The sequence below is a fragment of the Leisingera sp. S232 genome (assembly GCF_049800895.1).
In the GTDB taxonomy this organism is placed as follows: domain Bacteria; phylum Pseudomonadota; class Alphaproteobacteria; order Rhodobacterales; family Rhodobacteraceae; genus Leisingera.
Genome location: NZ_JBNAFX010000016.1, coordinates 15,619 through 32,851 on the forward strand (window position 1 = coordinate 15,619; position 17,233 = coordinate 32,851).

General features: G+C 62.0%; 17 protein-coding genes. 6 read left to right on the top strand and 11 right to left on the bottom strand.

The genetic code is table 11. From position 1 onward, the window contains the following. Positions 1 to 140: 140 nt before the first annotated feature. Both ACP151_RS11370 and ACP151_RS11375 read right to left on the bottom strand, forming a co-directional pair. Positions 141 to 1,151 (bottom strand): hypothetical protein, encoded by a 1,011-nt coding sequence (locus ACP151_RS11370; protein WP_424979015.1) that lies wholly within the window; start codon positions 1,149 to 1,151, stop codon positions 141 to 143. Positions 1,152 to 1,255: 104 nt separating this feature from the next. Then, positions 1,256 to 2,884 (bottom strand): AMP-binding protein, encoded by a 1,629-nt coding sequence (locus ACP151_RS11375; protein WP_424979016.1) that lies wholly within the window; start codon positions 2,882 to 2,884, stop codon positions 1,256 to 1,258. Positions 2,885 to 2,960: 76 nt separating this feature from the next. Here ACP151_RS11375 and ACP151_RS11380 point away from each other — a divergent pair, with 76 nt between their 5' ends. The 3 genes from ACP151_RS11380 (at position 2,961) to ACP151_RS11390 (ending at position 5,543) form a co-directional block, all read left to right on the top strand. Beyond that, on the top strand, positions 2,961 to 3,884 hold the full coding sequence (locus ACP151_RS11380; protein WP_424979017.1) for a DMT family transporter: 924 nt from the start codon (positions 2,961 to 2,963) through the stop codon (positions 3,882 to 3,884). Positions 3,885 to 4,027: 143 nt separating this feature from the next. Continuing rightward, positions 4,028 to 4,708: a sulfotransferase family 2 domain-containing protein gene (locus tag ACP151_RS11385; RefSeq protein ID WP_424979018.1), complete on the top strand. Its 681-nt coding sequence runs from the start codon at positions 4,028 to 4,030 to the stop codon at positions 4,706 to 4,708. 160 nt (positions 4,709 to 4,868) lie between these two features. Continuing rightward, positions 4,869 to 5,543, top strand: coding sequence for a Hint domain-containing protein (locus tag ACP151_RS11390; protein WP_424979019.1), 675 nt, complete (start codon positions 4,869 to 4,871; stop codon positions 5,541 to 5,543). An 86-nt stretch (positions 5,544 to 5,629) separates the two neighbouring features. Here ACP151_RS11390 and ACP151_RS11395 read toward each other — a convergent pair whose 3' ends face one another. From ACP151_RS11395 to ACP151_RS11435, 9 genes are all read right to left on the bottom strand, one after another. Continuing rightward, a complete protein-coding gene (locus ACP151_RS11395) occupies positions 5,630 to 7,831 on the bottom strand; it encodes a 3-hydroxyacyl-CoA dehydrogenase NAD-binding domain-containing protein (protein ID WP_424979020.1) in 2,202 nt (733 codons plus the stop codon). Further along, positions 7,828 to 8,313: a cupin domain-containing protein gene (locus tag ACP151_RS11400; RefSeq protein ID WP_424979021.1), complete on the bottom strand. Its 486-nt coding sequence runs from the start codon at positions 8,311 to 8,313 to the stop codon at positions 7,828 to 7,830. Before ACP151_RS11400 ends, ACP151_RS11395 begins: the two co-directional genes overlap by 4 nt. Then, positions 8,313 to 9,524: an acetyl-CoA C-acetyltransferase gene (locus ACP151_RS11405; RefSeq protein ID WP_424979022.1), complete on the bottom strand. Its 1,212-nt coding sequence runs from the start codon at positions 9,522 to 9,524 to the stop codon at positions 8,313 to 8,315. Before ACP151_RS11405 ends, ACP151_RS11400 begins: the two co-directional genes overlap by 1 nt. 10 nt (positions 9,525 to 9,534) lie before the next feature. Continuing rightward, on the bottom strand, positions 9,535 to 10,167 hold the full coding sequence (locus ACP151_RS11410; RefSeq protein WP_424979023.1) for a glutathione S-transferase family protein: 633 nt from the start codon (positions 10,165 to 10,167) through the stop codon (positions 9,535 to 9,537). A gap of 277 nt (positions 10,168 to 10,444) precedes the next feature. Continuing rightward, entirely contained in the window at positions 10,445 to 11,593 is a 1,149-nt protein-coding gene (locus tag ACP151_RS11415) for an acyl-CoA dehydrogenase family protein (RefSeq protein ID WP_424979024.1), read from the bottom strand. A 28-nt stretch (positions 11,594 to 11,621) separates the two neighbouring features. After that, complete coding sequence (locus tag ACP151_RS11420) at positions 11,622 to 11,834, bottom strand: hypothetical protein (protein ID WP_424979025.1); 213 nt, start codon at positions 11,832 to 11,834, stop codon at positions 11,622 to 11,624. 76 nt (positions 11,835 to 11,910) lie between these two features. Continuing rightward, a complete protein-coding gene (locus ACP151_RS11425) occupies positions 11,911 to 13,692 on the bottom strand; it encodes an acyl-CoA dehydrogenase C-terminal domain-containing protein (protein ID WP_424979026.1) in 1,782 nt (593 codons plus the stop codon). 73 nt (positions 13,693 to 13,765) lie between these two features. Further along, positions 13,766 to 14,167 carry a MerR family transcriptional regulator gene (locus tag ACP151_RS11430; protein WP_424979027.1) on the bottom strand — a complete coding sequence of 134 codons (402 nt, stop codon included), beginning with the start codon at positions 14,165 to 14,167 and terminating at the stop codon, positions 13,766 to 13,768. Between the two features lie 286 nt (positions 14,168 to 14,453). Continuing rightward, the gene (locus ACP151_RS11435) at positions 14,454 to 14,822 is read right to left on the bottom strand and encodes a MerR family transcriptional regulator (RefSeq protein ID WP_424979028.1); all 369 of its coding nucleotides are present in this window, start codon (positions 14,820 to 14,822) and stop codon (positions 14,454 to 14,456) included. Between the two features lie 125 nt (positions 14,823 to 14,947). Between ACP151_RS11435 and ACP151_RS11440 the strand changes: the two genes are divergently transcribed. The 3 genes from ACP151_RS11440 to ACP151_RS11450 are packed head-to-tail and all read left to right on the top strand — an operon-like array spanning position 14,948 to position 17,209. Continuing rightward, a complete protein-coding gene (locus ACP151_RS11440) occupies positions 14,948 to 15,370 on the top strand; it encodes a PaaI family thioesterase (protein WP_424979029.1) in 423 nt (140 codons plus the stop codon). Further along, positions 15,367 to 15,885, top strand: coding sequence for a PaaI family thioesterase (locus ACP151_RS11445; RefSeq protein WP_424979030.1), 519 nt, complete (start codon positions 15,367 to 15,369; stop codon positions 15,883 to 15,885). The genes ACP151_RS11440 and ACP151_RS11445 overlap by 4 nt, the downstream gene beginning before the upstream one ends. Before the next feature lie 4 nt (positions 15,886 to 15,889). After that, positions 15,890 to 17,209, top strand: a complete 1,320-nt coding sequence (locus ACP151_RS11450; RefSeq protein WP_424979032.1) for an MATE family efflux transporter — start codon at positions 15,890 to 15,892, stop codon at positions 17,207 to 17,209. Positions 17,210 to 17,233 lie beyond the last annotated feature (24 nt).

The following is a 17,233-nucleotide window of genomic DNA, read 5'->3' on the forward strand; positions in this document are numbered from 1 at the left end:
GCCGGGAATATCTCAGCAAAAACTGACAGAGTGGTCCGGCTTGGCTGGCTTAGGCCCCTGGATGTATGTGCGCGGCTTTGACGGTCCTGGTCGATCGGGCTGATATTTGCGATTGGGCAGCGGCGGAGGCAGCCGCAGGATCAGCCGCAAATATTTTGCAGCTGCACCCAGTCGCGATCATTCAGCACCGGCTGCAGCTCGCGACCGGCCATCGGGTCGGCCTCGATCAGCCCCAGCACGGTTTCCCCGGTAATATCCAGCGCATAGGCATAGGGAGAGGAGGGCAGGGCAGCACGGGCAAATTCCGCCAGCAGCACCTCGTCTGGGAGCTGCGGCCGGGCACTGGCCAATGTGGCCTCAGAATAGGCATCCAGCGCCGCACGGTCCAGTTCACCTGTGGTCAGCAGCTTGAACGTGGCGCCGAAACCCGCAGCGTCCAGCAGCTCCTGCATCGGATCGCTGGCCGCAGACCGCGCCCGTTCCACCAGCACCGCGCCTGCGGCGACTGCCGGGTCTTCGAAATCCTCCACAAAGGAGCGGTTCAAAAGCACGATGCCGCCGGGCAGATGCAGGCTGCCGGGGATGCCGGAGCGCAGGATCGCCAGTTGCCGCACGCCGGTGCGCTGTGCCAGGTTTTTCAGGATCGGAACGGCCTCGGGTGTGGCGCAGGCGGGGCCGGAAACCCGTTCGATCCGCCCCAACAGAGCTTGGCCGATCGCCTTGCGCTTGATGTCCGGCACGACGCTGACTGCATGGCGGGTCACCGCACCGGGCAGCCATAGCACCAGCAATGCGGCCAGCAGTGCCAGGGTGCCCAGGATGCTGACTGCCCGCAACCGCCCGGGCCGGGCGCGGGAGCGGCCAATGGCGTTCTGCACCCGCGCGATGGCCTCCAGCATGGCGGTTTCGTCCTCCGCCAGCTCCAGCGTTTCGCCGGCGTCTCCGTCAGGGTGGAACAGGGCGGGGAACGCGCCGGGATTGGCACGCTCTACGGCCGCCAGCGACCAATGTGCCAAAGGCTGGTCATTCATGCTGGCAATGGTCAGTGTCGCATCGCCCAGCGAGATGATCACATCCCGCCGCTGTGCCTCAGGGCCTGCGCGCCACAGGCCCGCAGCCTCCAGCCGCTCGAATTCCTTCAATGCCGTCATGCAGCCTGCCCGGTCCCCATCCGTATCGTTGGCATCAGAATAAGCACATAAAACAGGGGCGGCAATTTGCTTTGCCGCCCCGGAAGCTGTTTCACCGTGAAAAATCACAAAGACTTGGCGATTTTCCTCAGTTCGAACTTCTGGATCTTTCCGGTGGAGGTTTTAGGAAGCTCCTGGAACACAACTTTCTTGGGGGCTTTGAACCCGGCAAGCGTCTCGCGGGTGAATGCGATCAGTGCTGCGGCGTCCGCGCTTGCGCCCGGTTTCAGTTCCACAAAAGCGCATGGCACCTCGCCCCATTTCTCGTCCGGCATCGCAGCAACCGCGGCCAGCAGCACATCCGGATGCGCCATCAGCACACCCTCCACCTCGACCGATGAGATGTTCTCGCCGCCAGAGATGATGATATCCTTGGCCCGGTCAGCGATCTGAATGTAGCCATCGGGGTGCTGCACAGCGAGGTCGCCGGAGTTAAAGTACCCTCCCTTGAAAGCCTCTGCCGTTGCCTCGGGGTTCTTCAGATAGCCTTTCATCACCACATTGCCGCGCAGGGCGATCTCACCCTGGGCTTGGCCGTCCATCGGCAGCGGGTTATGCGCGCTGTCGCGCACCACCACCGGCTCCAGCATCGGCATGGCGACGCCCTGACGGGATTTTTTGGCAGCAATGCCAGCCTTGTCCAGCCCGTCCCATTCATCCGCCTTCCAGTAGCATTCGGTGACATGGCCAAAGGTTTCGGTCAGCCCGTAAACATGGGTGATGTTGAAGCCGAGGTTTTCGATCTTGGACAGGGTTGCAGGGGCCGGCGGGGCGCCGGCGGTGAAGACCTCAACCGTGTGATCAAAGCTGCGGCGTTCCTCGTCCAGCGCGTTGACGATCATGTTCAGCACAATCGGTGCGCCGCCGAAATGGGAGACGCCTTCGGAATGGATGGCATTGTAGATGGCCTGCGCAGAGATGTCGCGGCAGCAGACCAGCGTGCCGCCCACCACCGGCATCATCCAGGTGTGGTTCCAGCCGTTGCAATGAAACAGCGGCACAATGGTCAGGTATACGGGGTGCAGGGTCATCCGCCAGGAAATCACCGTGCCGGTGGTCATGAGGTAAGCGCCGCGGTGGTGATACACCACGCCCTTGGGCCGCCCGGTGGTGCCGGAGGTGTAATTCAGCGCCAGGCTTTCCCATTCATCCTCGGGCATGATCCACTGGAATTCCGGATCGCCGTCGGCCAGCAGCGCTTCATAGTCCAAGTGTTTGCCGGTGGCATGCCAGCCAGCCTGGTCATCCGCGACCTCGATCAGCACCGGGGCAGGGCCTTCCATTTCTTCCACGGCGGCCTCGGCCAGTTCCAGGAATTGCGGGTCGACCAGAACAGCCTTGGCCTCCCCGTGGCCAAAGATATAGGCCACAGTGCCGACATCTAGCCGCGTGTTGATGGTGTTCAGTACCGCACCGCAGGCCGGTACACCAAAATGCGCCTCGGCCTGGGCCGGGATGTTGGGCAGCAGCGTTGCCACCACGTCACCGGGCTTGACGCCCAGCTGCGCAAGGCCAGAGGCCAGCCGGCTGCAGCGTGCGTGGTATTCGGCATAGGTTTTGCGGTGTTTGCCATAGCTGACGGCCAGATGCTCCGGAAACACCTGCGCTGCCCGCTGCAGATGGCTGAGCGGCGTCAGCGGCACATAATTCGCGGCGGTCTTCTCCAGACCGGTCTCATCCGCCATCCACCCCATCAGTTTCCTCCCCTGAATCACTTTGGTGTCGCCTAGGGAACAGATATTGCGGAAAGTTGCTGGCAATGGAAAGAGCATGAAGCAAACAGCAACTCTTACCCATGACAGCAGCAGTCAGCCAGCCGCGGCACATTCCATGCTGGCTGCGATGCTGATTATCGGTGTGACAGACAACGCAGTGCCGCTGATGGCCGAGCAGATCGGCCTTGGCCAGTTCTATCTTCTGCGCACATTTGTCGCGCTGCCATTTCTGTGGATCATGGCCCGCGCCGGGCTGGGCGCGTTGGCCCCGCGGCGGTTCGCAGCTGTTCTGCTGCGAGCGGTTCTGGTGGCGGTGTCGATGGTGTTTTACTTCTCGGCAGTGGCGCTGATGCCGATTGCGCAGGCGCTGGCCGGGCTGTTTACCTCGCCCATTCTGATTGTCATCATTTCGGTGATCTTCCTGCGGATGCGGATCGGCTGGCTGAGGGTGGCGGCGGTGCTGTGCGGCTTTGCCGGAGTTCTTTTGGTGCTGCAGCTCAATCCTGGCGATTTCAATTGGCTGCTTCTGTTGCCGGTTGCGGGCGGGCTGTTCTATGCGCTTGGCTCCATGGCAACCGGGCTTTACTGCCAGGGGGAAAGCACGGTTTCGATGCTGTTTTTCTATCTGCTGGTGCAGGGGGTTCTGGGGGCCATGCTGCTGCTGGGGCTGGAAATCTGGCCACAGCCCGTGCCGCAGGGGACGGATGGGTTTGTGACCCGGGGCTGGGTCTGGCCGCTGTGGGAGATGTCGCATCTGATCCTGCTGCAGGGCTGCGCGGCGGTGGGCGGTGTTTTCCTGATCACCAAAGCCTATCAGCTGGGTGAGGCCTCCTTTGTGGCGGTGTTCGAGTATGCGGTGATCATCATCGGACCGGGGGTTGCCTGGGCCTATTGGGGGCAGGCGCTCAATTCCTGGCAGATTTTTGGAATTGGCTTGATCATTGCGGCAGGGGCAACCATCGCGCTGCGGTCGAGATAGGCGAGGCTGAAGACACGGGAGGGGGCGCTGCCCCCGCCGCCCGTTGGGCGGCTCCCCCGGAGTATTTTTGCAAAGATGAAAAGCAGGGCGCTGCCATGCGGACGGGCATTTTCAACCCGTGGTCAATGCCCTAGGGTCGGCTTATGATCCTGTCCCTGGGCCGCAGATACGTCTTTATCCATATCCCCAAGACCGGTGGTACCGCTTTGGCGCTGGCGCTTGAGGCGCGCGCGATGGCGGATGACATGATGCTGGGCGATACGCCCAAAGCTGTGAAACGCCGCCGCCGCCTGCAGGGCGCTGAGACGCGCGGGCGGCTGTGGAAACACTCCACTCTGGCGGACATCGAAGGGCTGGTGCCGGATCAGACCCTGCGGAGCCTGTTTGCCTTTACATTGGTCCGCAATCCCTGGGATCGGGCGGTCAGCTATTATCACTGGCTGCGCGAACAGAGTTTTGATCATCCGGCAATCGGGCTGGCCCGGCGGCTGGATTTCCGGGCATTTGTGCAGCACCCGGGCATTGTTGCCGCCTTCAGCGGCACGCCGACCTCTTCCTATATGCGTCACGCTGACGGAACGGAGCAATGTCAGTTGTATATCCGGTTGGAACATTTCACCGACGACGCCCAGCCGTTGTTTGACCACCTGGGATTTTCCCTGCAGCTGCCGGTGGCCAATGAAAGCGGCCGGGAGCCGGATTGGCGGATCTATTACGATGACGCCGCGGCGGAGGCGATTGCAAAGGCCTGCGCACAGGAAATTGCCCAATTTGAATATTCTTTTAACGATTGTCCTCTATCCAAGGTACGCAAAGAGCGCTGAACGTGCCTGTCTGGAGGCTTATCCGGATACAGGTGGGTGATTGGTGCGAAAACGTGAACAATGCCCGGGTTTTGCCTGAACACCTCTTCTATTTGGTAAGGGGAGATAGGGCCGGGTCGGCTGACGGGTGCGATGCCTTGGCTGCAGGAAAGGAAGACGGATGCTGGATTGGCTTTTGAAACGGACAGACACGCCGGCTGGCGGGGTCATGAACAGCGGCTTTCCCCTGCTTCCGGTGGGGCAGGGCGGGTTTCTGGCAGGCACGCATGTGGCCTCTAATCTGGGTTGGCGCCCGGTAGAGGCGCTGACGCCTGGCGACAAGGTTCTGACTTTTGACCATGGCATGCAGACTGTTGTTGAGCTCCAGCGCGAAATTGTGATCCCGTCCGAAGGGGATCTGGAGCCGATGCGCTGTCCGTTGTTTGTGCCGCGCGATGCGCTGATGAACCGGGTGCCGATGTGGCTGATGCCGGATCAGGGGGTGCTTTTGGAGAGCGAACTGGTGGAAGACGCCCAGGGCGATCCCTTTGCCATCGTCCCGGGCTGCGCGCTGGAAGGGTTTCGCGGCATCCGGCGCATGCATCCGGGCGCCCAGCTGGAGCTGGTAACACCCCGCTTTGCCGAGGATCAGGTGATCTATCTGGAAGCCGGGATGCTGGGCTATTCAGCAGCGTCGGTCAATCTGATGTGCGGCCGGGTGTTCACGGAACGGGGCGCCTATCAGGTGCTGGGTACGGATGAGGCCCGCGGCCTGGTTCTGTCGATGATGGCAGAGGAAGACTATTGGCCAGCCGGACCTGCGGCAGACGCGGTTCAGCCCACCACCTGGATGTGAATTCAACTGCGCCCGGCAAGGGTTTGAAGCAGAATGAAAAAGGCCAGCGATTTCAGGCGCTGGCCTTTGCGATTTTTGGGCTGCTGTCAGGCCGCGGCGGAGTTATCCGGGGCAAAGCGGGAATAGAAGCTCTGACCTTTTTTGGCCATCTCGCGCAGCAGCGGCGGGCAGGCGAAGCGATCGCCGAATTGTTCCGTCAGGCTGTCGCAGCGCTCTGCCGCATAGGGCGTGCCCAGGATGTCCAGCCAGCTTAGCGGGCCGCCGGACCAGGGCGCAAAGCCCCAGGCCAGGATGGCGCCGACGTCGCCTTCGCGGATGTCCATCAGCACGCCTTCCTCCAGTGCGCGCACCGCTTCCAGCACCTGCGCGAACATCAGCCGCTCCTGCACTTCGATCAGATCGGGCTGTTCAGCCGCCTGCGGGAATTTCTCCTGTACGCCTTTCCAGTACTCGACCCGTTTGCCCTGGTCGTCATAGTCGAAGAAGCCGGCATTGGCCTTGCGGCCCAGACGGCCCTGTTCCTCCATCCAGAAGATCAGATCATCCGACGGGCTTTCCGGATAGGCATCGTCCATCGCGGCCTTGGTGGCGCGGGCAATCTTGGCGCCCAGATCAATCGAGGTCTCATCGGTCAGCTGCACCGGCCCCACCGGGAAACCCAGCTGGCGTGCGGCGTTGTCGATCAGCACCGGGCTGACGCCCTCGGTGATCATCCGCATGCCTTCGTTGATATAAGGAATGATGCAGCGGTTGGCGTAGAAGAACCGCGCGTCATTGACCACGATCGGTGTCTTGCGGATCTGGCGCACGTAATCCAGCGCCTTGGCCACGGCCCGGTCGCCGGTTTCCGTGCCCTTGATGATCTCCACCAGCAGCATCTTCTCGACGGGGGAGAAGAAATGGATGCCGATGAACTGCTCCGGCCGGCCGGAGGCCTTGGCCAGCTCGGTGATCGGCAGGGTGGAGGTGTTGGAGGCAAAGATGCAGTCCTCGGGGATGACGGCCTCGACCTTTTGGGTCATCTCGGCCTTGACACCGGGGTCTTCGAACACGGCTTCGATGATCAGGTCGCAGCCCTTCAGGGCGTCCAGATCAGGTGTTGCGGTGATCTGCGCCAGCAGCGCCTCTTTTTTCTCCTCGGTTGCCTTGCCGCGCTTGATACCCTTGTCCATATAGGCGGCGGAGTAGGCCTTGCCCTTGTCGGCGGCCTCCTGATCGCGGTCGATCAGCACAACCTCCATGCCGGCCTGCGCCGACACCAGCGCTATGCCCGCCCCCATCATGCCCGCCCCCAGCACGCCGATCTTCTTCACCGACTGGTCCGGCACATCCTTGGGCCGCACAGCACCTTTCTCCAGCGCCTGTTTGTTCAGAAACAGGCTGCGGATCATGGCGGAAGAGGAGGGGTTCATCAGAACAGAGGTGAAATGCCGCGCCTCGATCTTCAGCGCGGTGTCAAAATCGACCAGCGCGCCCTCATAGATCGAGCTGAGCAGCGCCTTGGCCGCCGGAAACGCGCCCTGGGTCTTGCCATTCACCATGGCAGAGGCACCGACAAAGGTCATGAATCCCGCCGGGTGATACGGCGCGCCGCCCGGCATTTTATAGCCCTTGGCGTCCCAGGGTTTGACCCGATCGGCGGGTTTGGCGTTCAGAACCCATTCCTTGGCCGCAGCCAGCGCATCATCGGCCACCGCGTCGATCAGTTGCGCGCCCTTGGCCTTTTTCGGCTCCATCATCTTGCCTTCCAGCAGCACCGGGGCCGCCGCCATGGCGCCCACCATGCGGGAATAGCGCGTGGTGCCGCCGCCGCCGGGGAAGATGCCGATCATGATTTCCGGCAGGCCAATCCTGGCCTTGGGGTTGGAGGTCATCACCCGGTGATGGCAGGCCAGCGCAATCTCGGTGCCAATGCCCGCACAGGTGCCGTTGATCGCACAGGCCACCGGCTTGCCGCCTTTTTTGGTCTTGGGGTCCATGCCTGCGAGTTCGAGTTTGCGCAGGATGCGGTGGCCGCCCATGGTGAAATCAAACAGCCCCTGCGCGGGGGTGTCACCGGATTCCTCACGGATGGTGGCCAGCACGTTCAGGTCCATGCCGCCGGCAAAATCCTTTTTGCCGCTGGTGATCACGATGCCCTTCACGGCGTCATCCGCCAGCGCCCGGTCCACGTATTCCTCCACCAGGCCAAAGGCCTCGCGGGTGAGGACATTCATGGACTTGCCGATCGCGTCCCAGGTGATGATTGCGACGCCGTCTGCGTCCACGTCGTATTTGAAATCGCTCATATGTCTTCTCCGGTCTGCTCTGCCGTCAGCGGGCTGCCGTCCTTGCGGGTGAAGGTGAAATCGCCGTTTGCAAATCTCACCATCATGTCCAATTCGCTGTAATAGCCGGTCTCGGTTGGGGTGCGGGTGCCCACCACCAGAAAGGCGGCGGGCTTGTCTGAGCGGTTCACCAGATGGTGGCCGTTCTCCTCGCCTGCCGGGAAGGCGGCGCAATCGCCGGGCAGCATGTCATGGGCGCCATCGTCGTCGATCAGCGTACAGGCGCCCTCGGTCACCATGACAAACTCGTCCTGCTCCATGTGGTAATGGCGCAGCGAGGACATCGCGCCCGGCTCCAGCCGCACGATGTTGACGCCATATTGGCTTAGGCCGCCCGCATCGCCCACCGGCTGCACGCTGCGCCCGTCACCGGCCCGGGCCAGTTTGCCCGGATAACCGGACCCTGTGCGCCAGTCGATGTGTGAAAGATCCAGTTTCGGCATCACACCCTCTCAATCACGGTGGCGGCACCCATGCCCGATGCAATGCAGAGCGTTGCCAGCCCGGTTTCCTTGTCCTGCCGCTCCAGCTCATCCAGCAGGGTGCCGATGATGATCGCGCCGGTGGCGCCCAGCGGGTGTCCCATGGCGATGGAACCGCCGTTGACGTTGACGAACTCGGGGTCGACGTCAAACGCCTGCTGGAAGCGCAGCACGACCGATGCAAAGGCCTCGTTCACCTCAAACAGGTCAAGATCGCCGATCTCCATGCCGGTGTCCGCCAGGATCTTCTCGGTCACTGGTACGGGGCCGGTCAGCATGATGGTCGGATCGGTGCCGATCTTGGCGGTTGCCTTGATCCGCGCGCGCGGTTTCAGCCCGTGACGCTCGCCGAATTCCTTGTTGCCGATCAGCAGTGCTGCAGCGCCGTCCACGATGCCAGAGGAGTTGCCCGCGTGGTGGATGTGGTTGATCCGCTCCAGATGCGGGTATTTCAGCATCGCCACCTTATCAAAGCCCGGCATCTGCTCGCCCATCATCTGGAACGCGGGGTTCAGCGACCCCAGCGCCTGCATATCGGTGCCGGGACGCATGTATTCATCATGGGCCAGGATCGGCAGGCCGTTCTGGTCGGTGACGGTGATCACCGATTTGCCGAACCGCTTCTCCTCCCATGCTTTGGCGGCCCGGCGCTGGCTCTCCATCGCCAATGCATCCGCCTGTTCGCGGGTAAAGCCATATTCGGTTGCGATGATATCGGCCGAGATCCCTTGCGGTACGAAATAGGTGTCCATCGCAAGGCTCGGGTCCACGGCAATTGCCGCACCGTCCGAACCCATGGCCACCCGGCCCATCATCTCAACTCCGCCAGCGATATAGGCATCGCCTGCGCCGCCTTTCACCTGGTTCGCCGCCAGGTTCACCGCCTCCATGCCAGAAGCGCAGAAACGGTTGATCGCCAGACCCGGTATGCGCTCATCCAGATCCGAGGCCAGCACGGCAGAGCGCGCCAGGCAGCCGCCCTGTTCCATCACCTGGGTCACGTTGCCCCAGATCACATCCTCAACCGCATGGCCCTCCAGATTGTTGCGCTCCTTGATCGCGTTCAGCGTCAGGGCGGACAGCCGGACTGAGGTCACCTCATGCAAGGAGCCATCCTTGCGCCCCTTGCCGCGCGGGGTGCGCAGCGCGTCATAGATATATGCGTCTGTCATTGTGCTCTCCTCAGGCCCGGTCCGAGGGGTTGCCGGGCATCAAGTCATAGGGATGTTTCCAGCCGGGCTGTGTGCTGATGCGGGTCAGCCAGGCGTCAATATTGGGCCATTCATTGCGGTCAAAGCCAAAGGGTTCGGGGTAGTAGAGATAGCTGCAGCAGCTGATGTCAGCATTGGTCAGAGCGCCGCCAACAATCCACTTGCGGCCCTCCAGATGGTGCTCCAGCGTGGCATAGGCGGCTTTGAGCCTTCCTTGCATGAAGCTGATCACCTCCTGCGAGCGGTGCTGCTCCGGCAGGAAGTTTGCCAGAAACCGCGTCATCCCGGCCTGGCTGGACATTTTGTGATTGTCCCACAGAACCCAGCGCAGCACCTCGTATTTATCTTCCGGAGCGCCGCCGAATTTGCCGGTCTGGTCGGTGATATACTGCTGGATCGCCCCCGACTGGCTGAGCGTCAGATCGCCGTCCACCAGAACAGGGGCTTCAGCCATGGCCGAGATGTCGCGAAATTCCGGCGTGCGCGCGGCGCCGCCGAAGAAATCAACAAAGACCGGCTCCCAGTCCAGCCCGGCCAGCTCCAGCGCCAGCGCAGCCTTGTAGGAGTTTCCGCTTTCACCAAAACAATGCAGTTTCATGGTCATATTCTGTTCCCTGTTGCTGGCGGCAGCGCGGGGGTTTCACACCCCCGCACCCCCGTGGAGTATTTTTGGAAAGATGATGCAGTGTTAACCCGCGTCCGCGGGCTGCCTGCTATTCTCGCGTTGCGGTACAGGCTGGAGAGCCGATGGCCGTGAAAGGTGAAGACGTCCCTGCCCATTTGGCCAAGGCTTTGGGGCAGGGACACTGCCCGTGCTTCATCTTTCTGAAAATACTCAAAATCCATCATCCGCCTCCAGCACGCCGTCGCGGTCCTTGCGCTTACAGGGACCGTGCAATCAGCTCCTTCATGATTTCATTGGTGCCGCCGTAAATTCGCTGTACCCGTGCGTCGGCCCACATTTCTCCCACGGCGTAGTCCTGCATGTAGCCATAGCCGCCGTGCAGCTGCAGGCATTCGTCCAGCACTTCGCCTTGGGTGTCGGTGATCCAGTATTTCGCCATTGCGGCCTTCTCGACGGTCAGTTTTCCCTGCAGGTGTTCGGCGATGCACTCGTCAAGGAACGCGCGCGCGACTTTGGTTTTGGTCAGGCATTCGGCCAGTTTGAACCGGGTGTTCTGGAACTGCATCAGCGGCCCGCCAAAGGCCTCGCGTTCCTGGCAATAGGTAATCGTGCGCGTCACTGCGCCTTCCATGGCGCCGACCGCGCCGCAGGCGATGATCAGACGCTCCTGCGGCAGCTGCTGCATCATCTGGTAGAAACCCTGGCCTTCAGTGCCGCCCAGAATGTTTTCCGGCGGAATTTCGACATCGCTGAAAAACAATTCAGAGGTATCCGCCGCGTGACAGCCGATTTTGTCGAGGTTGCGGCCGCGGCTAAAGCCTTCTGCACCGTCGGTCTCGACCGCTACCAGCGACACGCCTTTGGCACCCTGTGCTGGGTCGGTCTTGGCCGCCACCAGGATCAGATTGGCGTGCTGGCCGTTGGTGATGAAGGTTTTCTGGCCCGACAGACGGTAGGCGTTGCCGTCGCGCACTGCCTTGGTCTTGATCGCCTGCACATCCGAGCCGGTGGAGGGTTCGGTCATCGCCAATGCGCCGACCAGTGCGCCGCTGACCATCCTGGGCAGCCAGCGCTGCTTTTGCTCTTCTGTGCCATAGGCGAGGATGTAATGCGCGACGATGCCGGAATGGATGCCGTTGCCCCAGCTGGCCAGATTGGCGCGGCTGCCTTCCATCAGGATCACGGCTTCATGGCCGAAATCGCCGCCGGCGCCGCCGTATGCGGATGGGATCGACGGGCAGAGCAGGCCAAGTTCACCGGCCTGGGTCCAGGTTTCGCGCTCCATCATGCCCTGCTTGCGCCAGGTCTCAAAACGCGGCGCCCATTCATTGGTGATGAACTGAGCCGTCATTTCAGCAAGCATCTGGTGCTCTTGTGTCATCCATGCGGACTGCGTGCTGGTCATCTCTCTCCCCTTGGCGGTTACTTCCGGCCTATCTCTTGCGGTCCTCGAGCTCGGCATTGAACAGCCGCAGCCGGTGGCTCAGGTTCTCGTGGTCTGTCACGCTGTCGAAATTCTCGAACAGGAATGACAGGGCTTCTCCCTCATCCAGCCCGGCCTCCTGGGCAAAACGTTTGAGCCTGCGATAGCCGTCCTCGGTCATCGCGATCGGCAGGCGGCGGGTCAGGCGGAAACGTTTCGGCATATCTGGTCCTTAAGCTGTCAAAAGCACCGGCCGGGGCTGGGCAGGGCGCCCCTTGGAACAGGGGCGCCACAAGGCATCAAAAGGCCTCTGCATCCAGCGCCATCACTGTATCTGCACCGCTTTCGATACGGGCAAGATGCAGTTTGGTCGCGGGCAGACGCCGTGCCATATAGTATCGGCCGGTTGCGAGTTTCGTCTCATAGAAGGCCGCGTCAGGCGACCCGGCGTCAAGCGCTTCCTGCGCAGCCTTGCCCATCTTGGCCCACATCAGCCCCAGGCAGACCTGCCCGAACAGATGCATGAAATCGTAAGAGCCCGCCAGCGCATGGTTGGGATCCTTCATGCCGTTTTGCATAAAGAACATGCCAGCCGCCTGCAGATCCTTGGAGGCCGCTTTCAGAGGGTCAATGAAGTCCTTGGTGAAAGTCTCTGAAATATCTTTGTTTTCCTGGCAGAACGTCTTCACCTGGTCAAAGAAGGCAAGCACGTATTTGCCGCCGTGCTGGCCCAGCTTGCGGCCCACCAGATCCAGCGCCTGCACGCCGTTGGCGCCCTCATAGATCATCGCGATGCGGGCGTCGCGAGTGTATTGCGACATGCCCCATTCCTCAATGTAGCCATGGCCGCCATAGACCTGCTGTGCCTGCACTGTCATGTCATAGCCCTGATCGGTCAGGAAGCCCTTGATCACCGGTGTCATCAGCGAGATCAGCCCGTCGGCGTCCTTGTCTTCGCCGCGGTGCGCCTGGTCGATCAGGGTGGCTCCCCACAGCAGGAAGGCGCGCGCGCCCTCGGCAAAGCTTTTCTGGTCCATCAGCGAGCGGCGGATGTCCGGATGCACGATCAGCGGATCGGCGGGGCCGTCCGGGTTCTTGGCGCCGGTCACATCGCGGCCCTGCAGCCGGTCCTTGGCATAATCCAGCGCGTTCTGATAGGCCGCCTCGGCCTGTGCCAGCCCCTGCATGCCCACGCCCAAACGCGCCTCGTTCATCATGGTGAACATGGCGCGCATGCCCTTGTGTTCCTCGCCCAGCAGATACCCGGTGGCGCCGTCATAATTCATCACGCAGGTCGAATTGCCGTGGATGCCCATTTTCTCTTCGATCTTGCCGACGGCAACGCCGTTGCGTTCGCCCAGGCTGCCGTCATCCTTCACCAGGAATTTGGGCACGATGAACAGGCTGACGCCCTTGATGCCTTCGGGGCCGCCGGGGATCTTGGCCAGCACCAGATGCACGATGTTTTCAGCCATGTCGTGTTCGCCGGCAGAGATAAAGATCTTCTGCCCCGAAATCCGGTAGCTGCCGTCATCCTGCGGTTCTGCCTTGGTGCGCATCAGCCCCAGATCGGTGCCGCAATGCGGCTCGGTCAGGTTCATGGTGCCGGTCCACTGGCAGCTGATCATATTGGGCAGATAGGTGGCCTTCTGCGCCTCGGTGCCATGTGCCAGAATGGCAGAGGCCGCGCCATGGGTCAGGCCCTGGTACATGGTAAAAGCCTGGTTGGCGGCAGAGAAGAACTCGCCCACTGCGGTGCCCATCACATAGGGCATGTTCTGGCCGCCGAACTCTTCGGGCATGTCCAGCCCGGTCCAGCCGCCTTCTTTCACCTGTTCAAAAGCTTCCTTGAACCCCGCCGGCGTGTAGACCACGCCGTTTTCCAGCCGGCAGCCCTCCTGGTCGCCCACCGTGTTCAGCGGGTGCAGCACTTCGCTGGCGATCTTGCCGGCCTCGTCCAGCACCGCGCCGGTGAATTCCGGCTCCAGCTCGTTGTATCCGGGAATGTCCTGGCCGGAAATCTTCAGTACATCGTGCAGAATGAACTGGGCGTCTTTGGCGGGGGCTCGATAGGAAGGCATGGCGGTCCTCTTCAGGGTCTTGTTGCTTTGATCAGGGCCAGGCGGGCCGGCGGGGTCGGGGCAGGGCGGCAGCCTATTCTGCTGCCGCCTGCTTGGCCTTCATCGAGGCGATCACCTTTTCGCCCCAGGCCAGCTGGTCTTTCAGGTCTTCGATTGCCTCGGTCAGCTCCTCGCGCTGGCGTTCCATATCGGCAAGCCGCGCGTTGGCGATCTCATAGGTCTTGGTGTATTGCGTCACCTGCTGGTCGCCCACATGATACAGATCCAGCAGCTGGCGGATCTCCTCCAGGCTGAACCCGAACCGCTTGCCGCGCAGGATCAGCTTCAGCCGGGCGCGGTCGCGTTTGGTGAACAGCCGCTTCTGCCCGTCGCGGATCGGGAACAGCAGTTCCTTGGCTTCATAGAACCGCAGCGTGCGGGGGGTCACATCAAACGCCTCGCACATCTCGCGGATGGTCATGGTATCTTCGGTCATCATCGTTACTCTTACGGCTTGGTGCAGGGCCAAGCTGGGTGCAGTTGGGGTCTCGATCAAGACTGACTTTACGTTTACGTAAGTTGTACGTTACGTCACTTTTTTAGGTGTTACTGGCGCGCAAAACGAACGCAAAGTGACGTAACGTTATGGCGCGACTGCAAAGCAGCAGGCTGTTTGTGCACCGGGGTGGATGCTGCGTGCTGCCGATTCCGGTGCGATCCAGATAAACAGAACCCCCCGCCACGAAGGGCGGGGGGCACATTTCTGCAAAGATGCAGTCGGCCTACTTCAGAATCGCCTTGGTGCTTTCGCGCAGCGCGCTCAGCTCGGTGATGGCCTCGTTGATCTGATCGCGCTGCTTTTCCAGCTCAACCAGCTGACGGTCGGCCATCTCCAGAAAGGCATGGTTCTGGGCGTCGTTGCCCTCTTTTTCGTAGATCAGCAGCCATTGGCGGATCTCTTCCAACTGGAAGCCAAACTTGCGTCCGCGCAGGATCAGCTTCATCCGCGCCCGTTCACGTGCGCCATAAAACCGGGACCGCCCTTCGCGGTCCGGCTGCAGCAATTCGATGTATTCATAATAGCGCAACGTCCGCGGCGTGACCTCGAACGCGGCGCACATATCCTTGAATGACAATCTGTTGTCGGCCATCCACCTTCTCCCTTGCCGGGAACCTATGCACTTGCAGCGACCATGGCAACCACCTGCGGCGGCACTCTTGCGCTTGGGCGGTGCGGGGTCCAAAGATGAGGCAGACAATCCGAAAGGAAAGCCGCATGGCCGACAAGACAGAGTTCGCCCGTCAGTTCATCGAAGCCATCCCCCATGCCAAACAGCTGGGTATGAAACTGACGGAAATCGGCGAGGGTTCTGCCGAAATCCGCATGGCCTATGACGCGAAACTGGTGGGGGATCCGGCCACTGGTGTGATCCACGGCGGCGCGGTCTCGGCGTTGATGGACACCTGCTGCGGCGCGGCGGTGATGGCGCACCCTGCGGCGCCCGGTGGCACCGCCACCATCGACCTGCGGATCGACTACATGCGGCCAGCCACGCCGGGACAGGCGATCACCACCCGCGCCACCTGCCACCAGATCACCCGCAGCGTTGCCTTTGTCCGCGCGGTGGCCATGGACGAGGACACCGAGCGCCCCGTCGCCACTGCCGCAGGTGCCTTTACCGTGGAGGGCACGTTTTGAGCCGCCCCCGTCCCGAACCCATACAGGTGGTCAAGCAGCGCCGCGATGCGGCCCTGTCGGCGCTGGTGGGTTCCGTGCCTTATATCCGATTCTTGAACGTGACCTTTGACCGCCGCGGCGATGAGCTGACGGCAGTGCTGAATTTCGACGACAAGCTGATCGGCAATCCCTTCCTGCCGGCCATCCATGGCGGGGCGACGGCGGCCTTTCTGGAGATCACGGCGATGATCACGCTCAACTGGGCGCATCTGTGGCAGCGCATCGAAAGCGGTGATCTGGACCCGTCGGAAATGGCCAAGGGCAATCTGCCGCGCCAGCCCAAGACCATTGATTTCACCGTCGACTACCTGCGCTCTGGCCTGCCGCGCGATGCCTATGCGCGGGCGCGGGTCAACCGGTCGGGCCGCCGCTATGCCTCGGTGCATGTGGAGGCCTGGCAAGATCGCAAGGACAAGCTGTTTGCCCAGGCCACCGGTCATTTCCTGATGCCACAGGACCAGAACGACGAAGGCTGAGGACATGACAGGCGCAGACACGGATATCACCCACAAACGGGTGCTCAAGATCGCTTTGCCGATTGTGCTGTCAAATGCCACGGTCCCCATTCTGGGCGCCGTCGACACCGGCGTGGTCGGCCAGATGGGCGCGGCTGCACCGATTGGCGCCGTTGGCATCGGCGCGGTGATCCTGGCGACGATCTATTGGGTCTTTGGTTTCCTGCGCATGGGCACCACCGGCCTCGCTGCGCAGGCACGCGGGGCGGGGGATTGGGCGGAAACAGGTGCGCTTTTGATGCGCGGACTGCTGCTGGCCTTTGCTGCCGGAGGTGTGTTCATTATCGCGCAGGGCGCCGTGTTCTGGGGGGCCTTTGCGCTGGCGCCTGCCAGTGCCGAGGTCGAAGGGCTGGCGCGAAACTACCTGCAGATCCGCATTTGGGGCGCGCCTGCCACCATTTCGCTATATGCGGTCACCGGCTGGCTGATCGCGGTGGAGCGCACCCGCGGTGTGTTTCTGCTGCAGGTCTGGATGAATGGGTTGAACATCGTTCTGGACCTGTGGTTCGTACTGGGCCTCGGCTGGGGGGTAGAGGGCGTTGCAATTGCCACGCTGATTGCCGAATGGAGCGGACTGGCTCTGGGGCTGTACCTGTGCAGGGATGCCTTTACCGGTGATCAATGGCGGGATTGGGGGCGGGTTTTCGACCGCGCGCGGCTCAGGCGGATGATGCAGGTGAACGGCGACATCATGGTGCGGTCTGTGCTGCTGACTGGGTCTTTCACCACCTTTCTGTTCATCGGCTCGGGGATCGGCGATGTGAACCTTGCCGCCAATCAGATCCTCTTGCAGTTTGTCGAGATCACCGCCTTTGCGCTGGACGGGTTCGCCTTCTCTGCCGAGGCGCTGGTGGGCGGAGCCGTCGGCGCCGGGAAACGCGTACGGTTGCGCCGTGCGTCGGTGATCACATCGCAATGGGGCATCGGTGGTGCGGTTCTCTTGGGGGTCGCCTTTGCCGCTGGCGGCCCCTGGCTGATTGACCTGATGTCGACCTCGCCCGATGTGCGCGAAGCGGGGCGTGTGTTCCTGATCTGGGCTGCTGTTCTGCCGGTGCTCAGTGTGGCCAGCTATATGTTTGACGGCATCTACATCGGTGCCACCTGGACCCGGGATATGCGGTGGGCGATGCTGCAATCGGTGGCCATCTATCTGGCAGCGCTGCTGCTTCTTGTGCCGGCCTTTGGCAACCACGGTCTGTGGGCGTCGCTGGTGATTCTGAACCTGGCCCGCGGTGTGACCCTTGGCCTGCGCTATCCGCGGCTGGAGGCGCAGGTGGGCGTATAAAATGTGCAAGGCGGGCCAACAGGC

Excerpts from the sequence above, each read along its gene's own strand:
- ACP151_RS11370 (WP_424979015.1), bottom strand. The coding sequence starts at position 1,151 with ATGACGGCATTGAAGGAATTCGAGCGGCTGGAGGCTGCGGGCCTGTGG.
- ACP151_RS11375 (WP_424979016.1), bottom strand. The coding sequence starts at position 2,884 with ATGGGGTGGATGGCGGATGAGACCGGTCTGGAGAAGACCGCCGCGAAT.
- ACP151_RS11380 (WP_424979017.1), top strand. The coding sequence starts at position 2,961 with ATGAAGCAAACAGCAACTCTTACCCATGACAGCAGCAGTCAGCCAGCC.
- ACP151_RS11385 (WP_424979018.1), top strand. The coding sequence starts at position 4,028 with ATGATCCTGTCCCTGGGCCGCAGATACGTCTTTATCCATATCCCCAAG.
- ACP151_RS11390 (WP_424979019.1), top strand. The coding sequence starts at position 4,869 with ATGCTGGATTGGCTTTTGAAACGGACAGACACGCCGGCTGGCGGGGTC.
- ACP151_RS11395 (WP_424979020.1), bottom strand. The coding sequence starts at position 7,831 with ATGAGCGATTTCAAATACGACGTGGACGCAGACGGCGTCGCAATCATC.
- ACP151_RS11400 (WP_424979021.1), bottom strand. The coding sequence starts at position 8,313 with ATGCCGAAACTGGATCTTTCACACATCGACTGGCGCACAGGGTCCGGT.
- ACP151_RS11405 (WP_424979022.1), bottom strand. The coding sequence starts at position 9,524 with ATGACAGACGCATATATCTATGACGCGCTGCGCACCCCGCGCGGCAAG.
- ACP151_RS11410 (WP_424979023.1), bottom strand. The coding sequence starts at position 10,167 with ATGACCATGAAACTGCATTGTTTTGGTGAAAGCGGAAACTCCTACAAG.
- ACP151_RS11415 (WP_424979024.1), bottom strand. The coding sequence starts at position 11,593 with ATGACCAGCACGCAGTCCGCATGGATGACACAAGAGCACCAGATGCTT.
- ACP151_RS11420 (WP_424979025.1), bottom strand. The coding sequence starts at position 11,834 with ATGCCGAAACGTTTCCGCCTGACCCGCCGCCTGCCGATCGCGATGACC.
- ACP151_RS11425 (WP_424979026.1), bottom strand. The coding sequence starts at position 13,692 with ATGCCTTCCTATCGAGCCCCCGCCAAAGACGCCCAGTTCATTCTGCAC.
- ACP151_RS11430 (WP_424979027.1), bottom strand. The coding sequence starts at position 14,167 with ATGACCGAAGATACCATGACCATCCGCGAGATGTGCGAGGCGTTTGAT.
- ACP151_RS11435 (WP_424979028.1), bottom strand. The coding sequence starts at position 14,822 with ATGGCCGACAACAGATTGTCATTCAAGGATATGTGCGCCGCGTTCGAG.
- ACP151_RS11440 (WP_424979029.1), top strand. The coding sequence starts at position 14,948 with ATGGCCGACAAGACAGAGTTCGCCCGTCAGTTCATCGAAGCCATCCCC.
- ACP151_RS11450 (WP_424979032.1), top strand. The coding sequence starts at position 15,890 with ATGACAGGCGCAGACACGGATATCACCCACAAACGGGTGCTCAAGATC.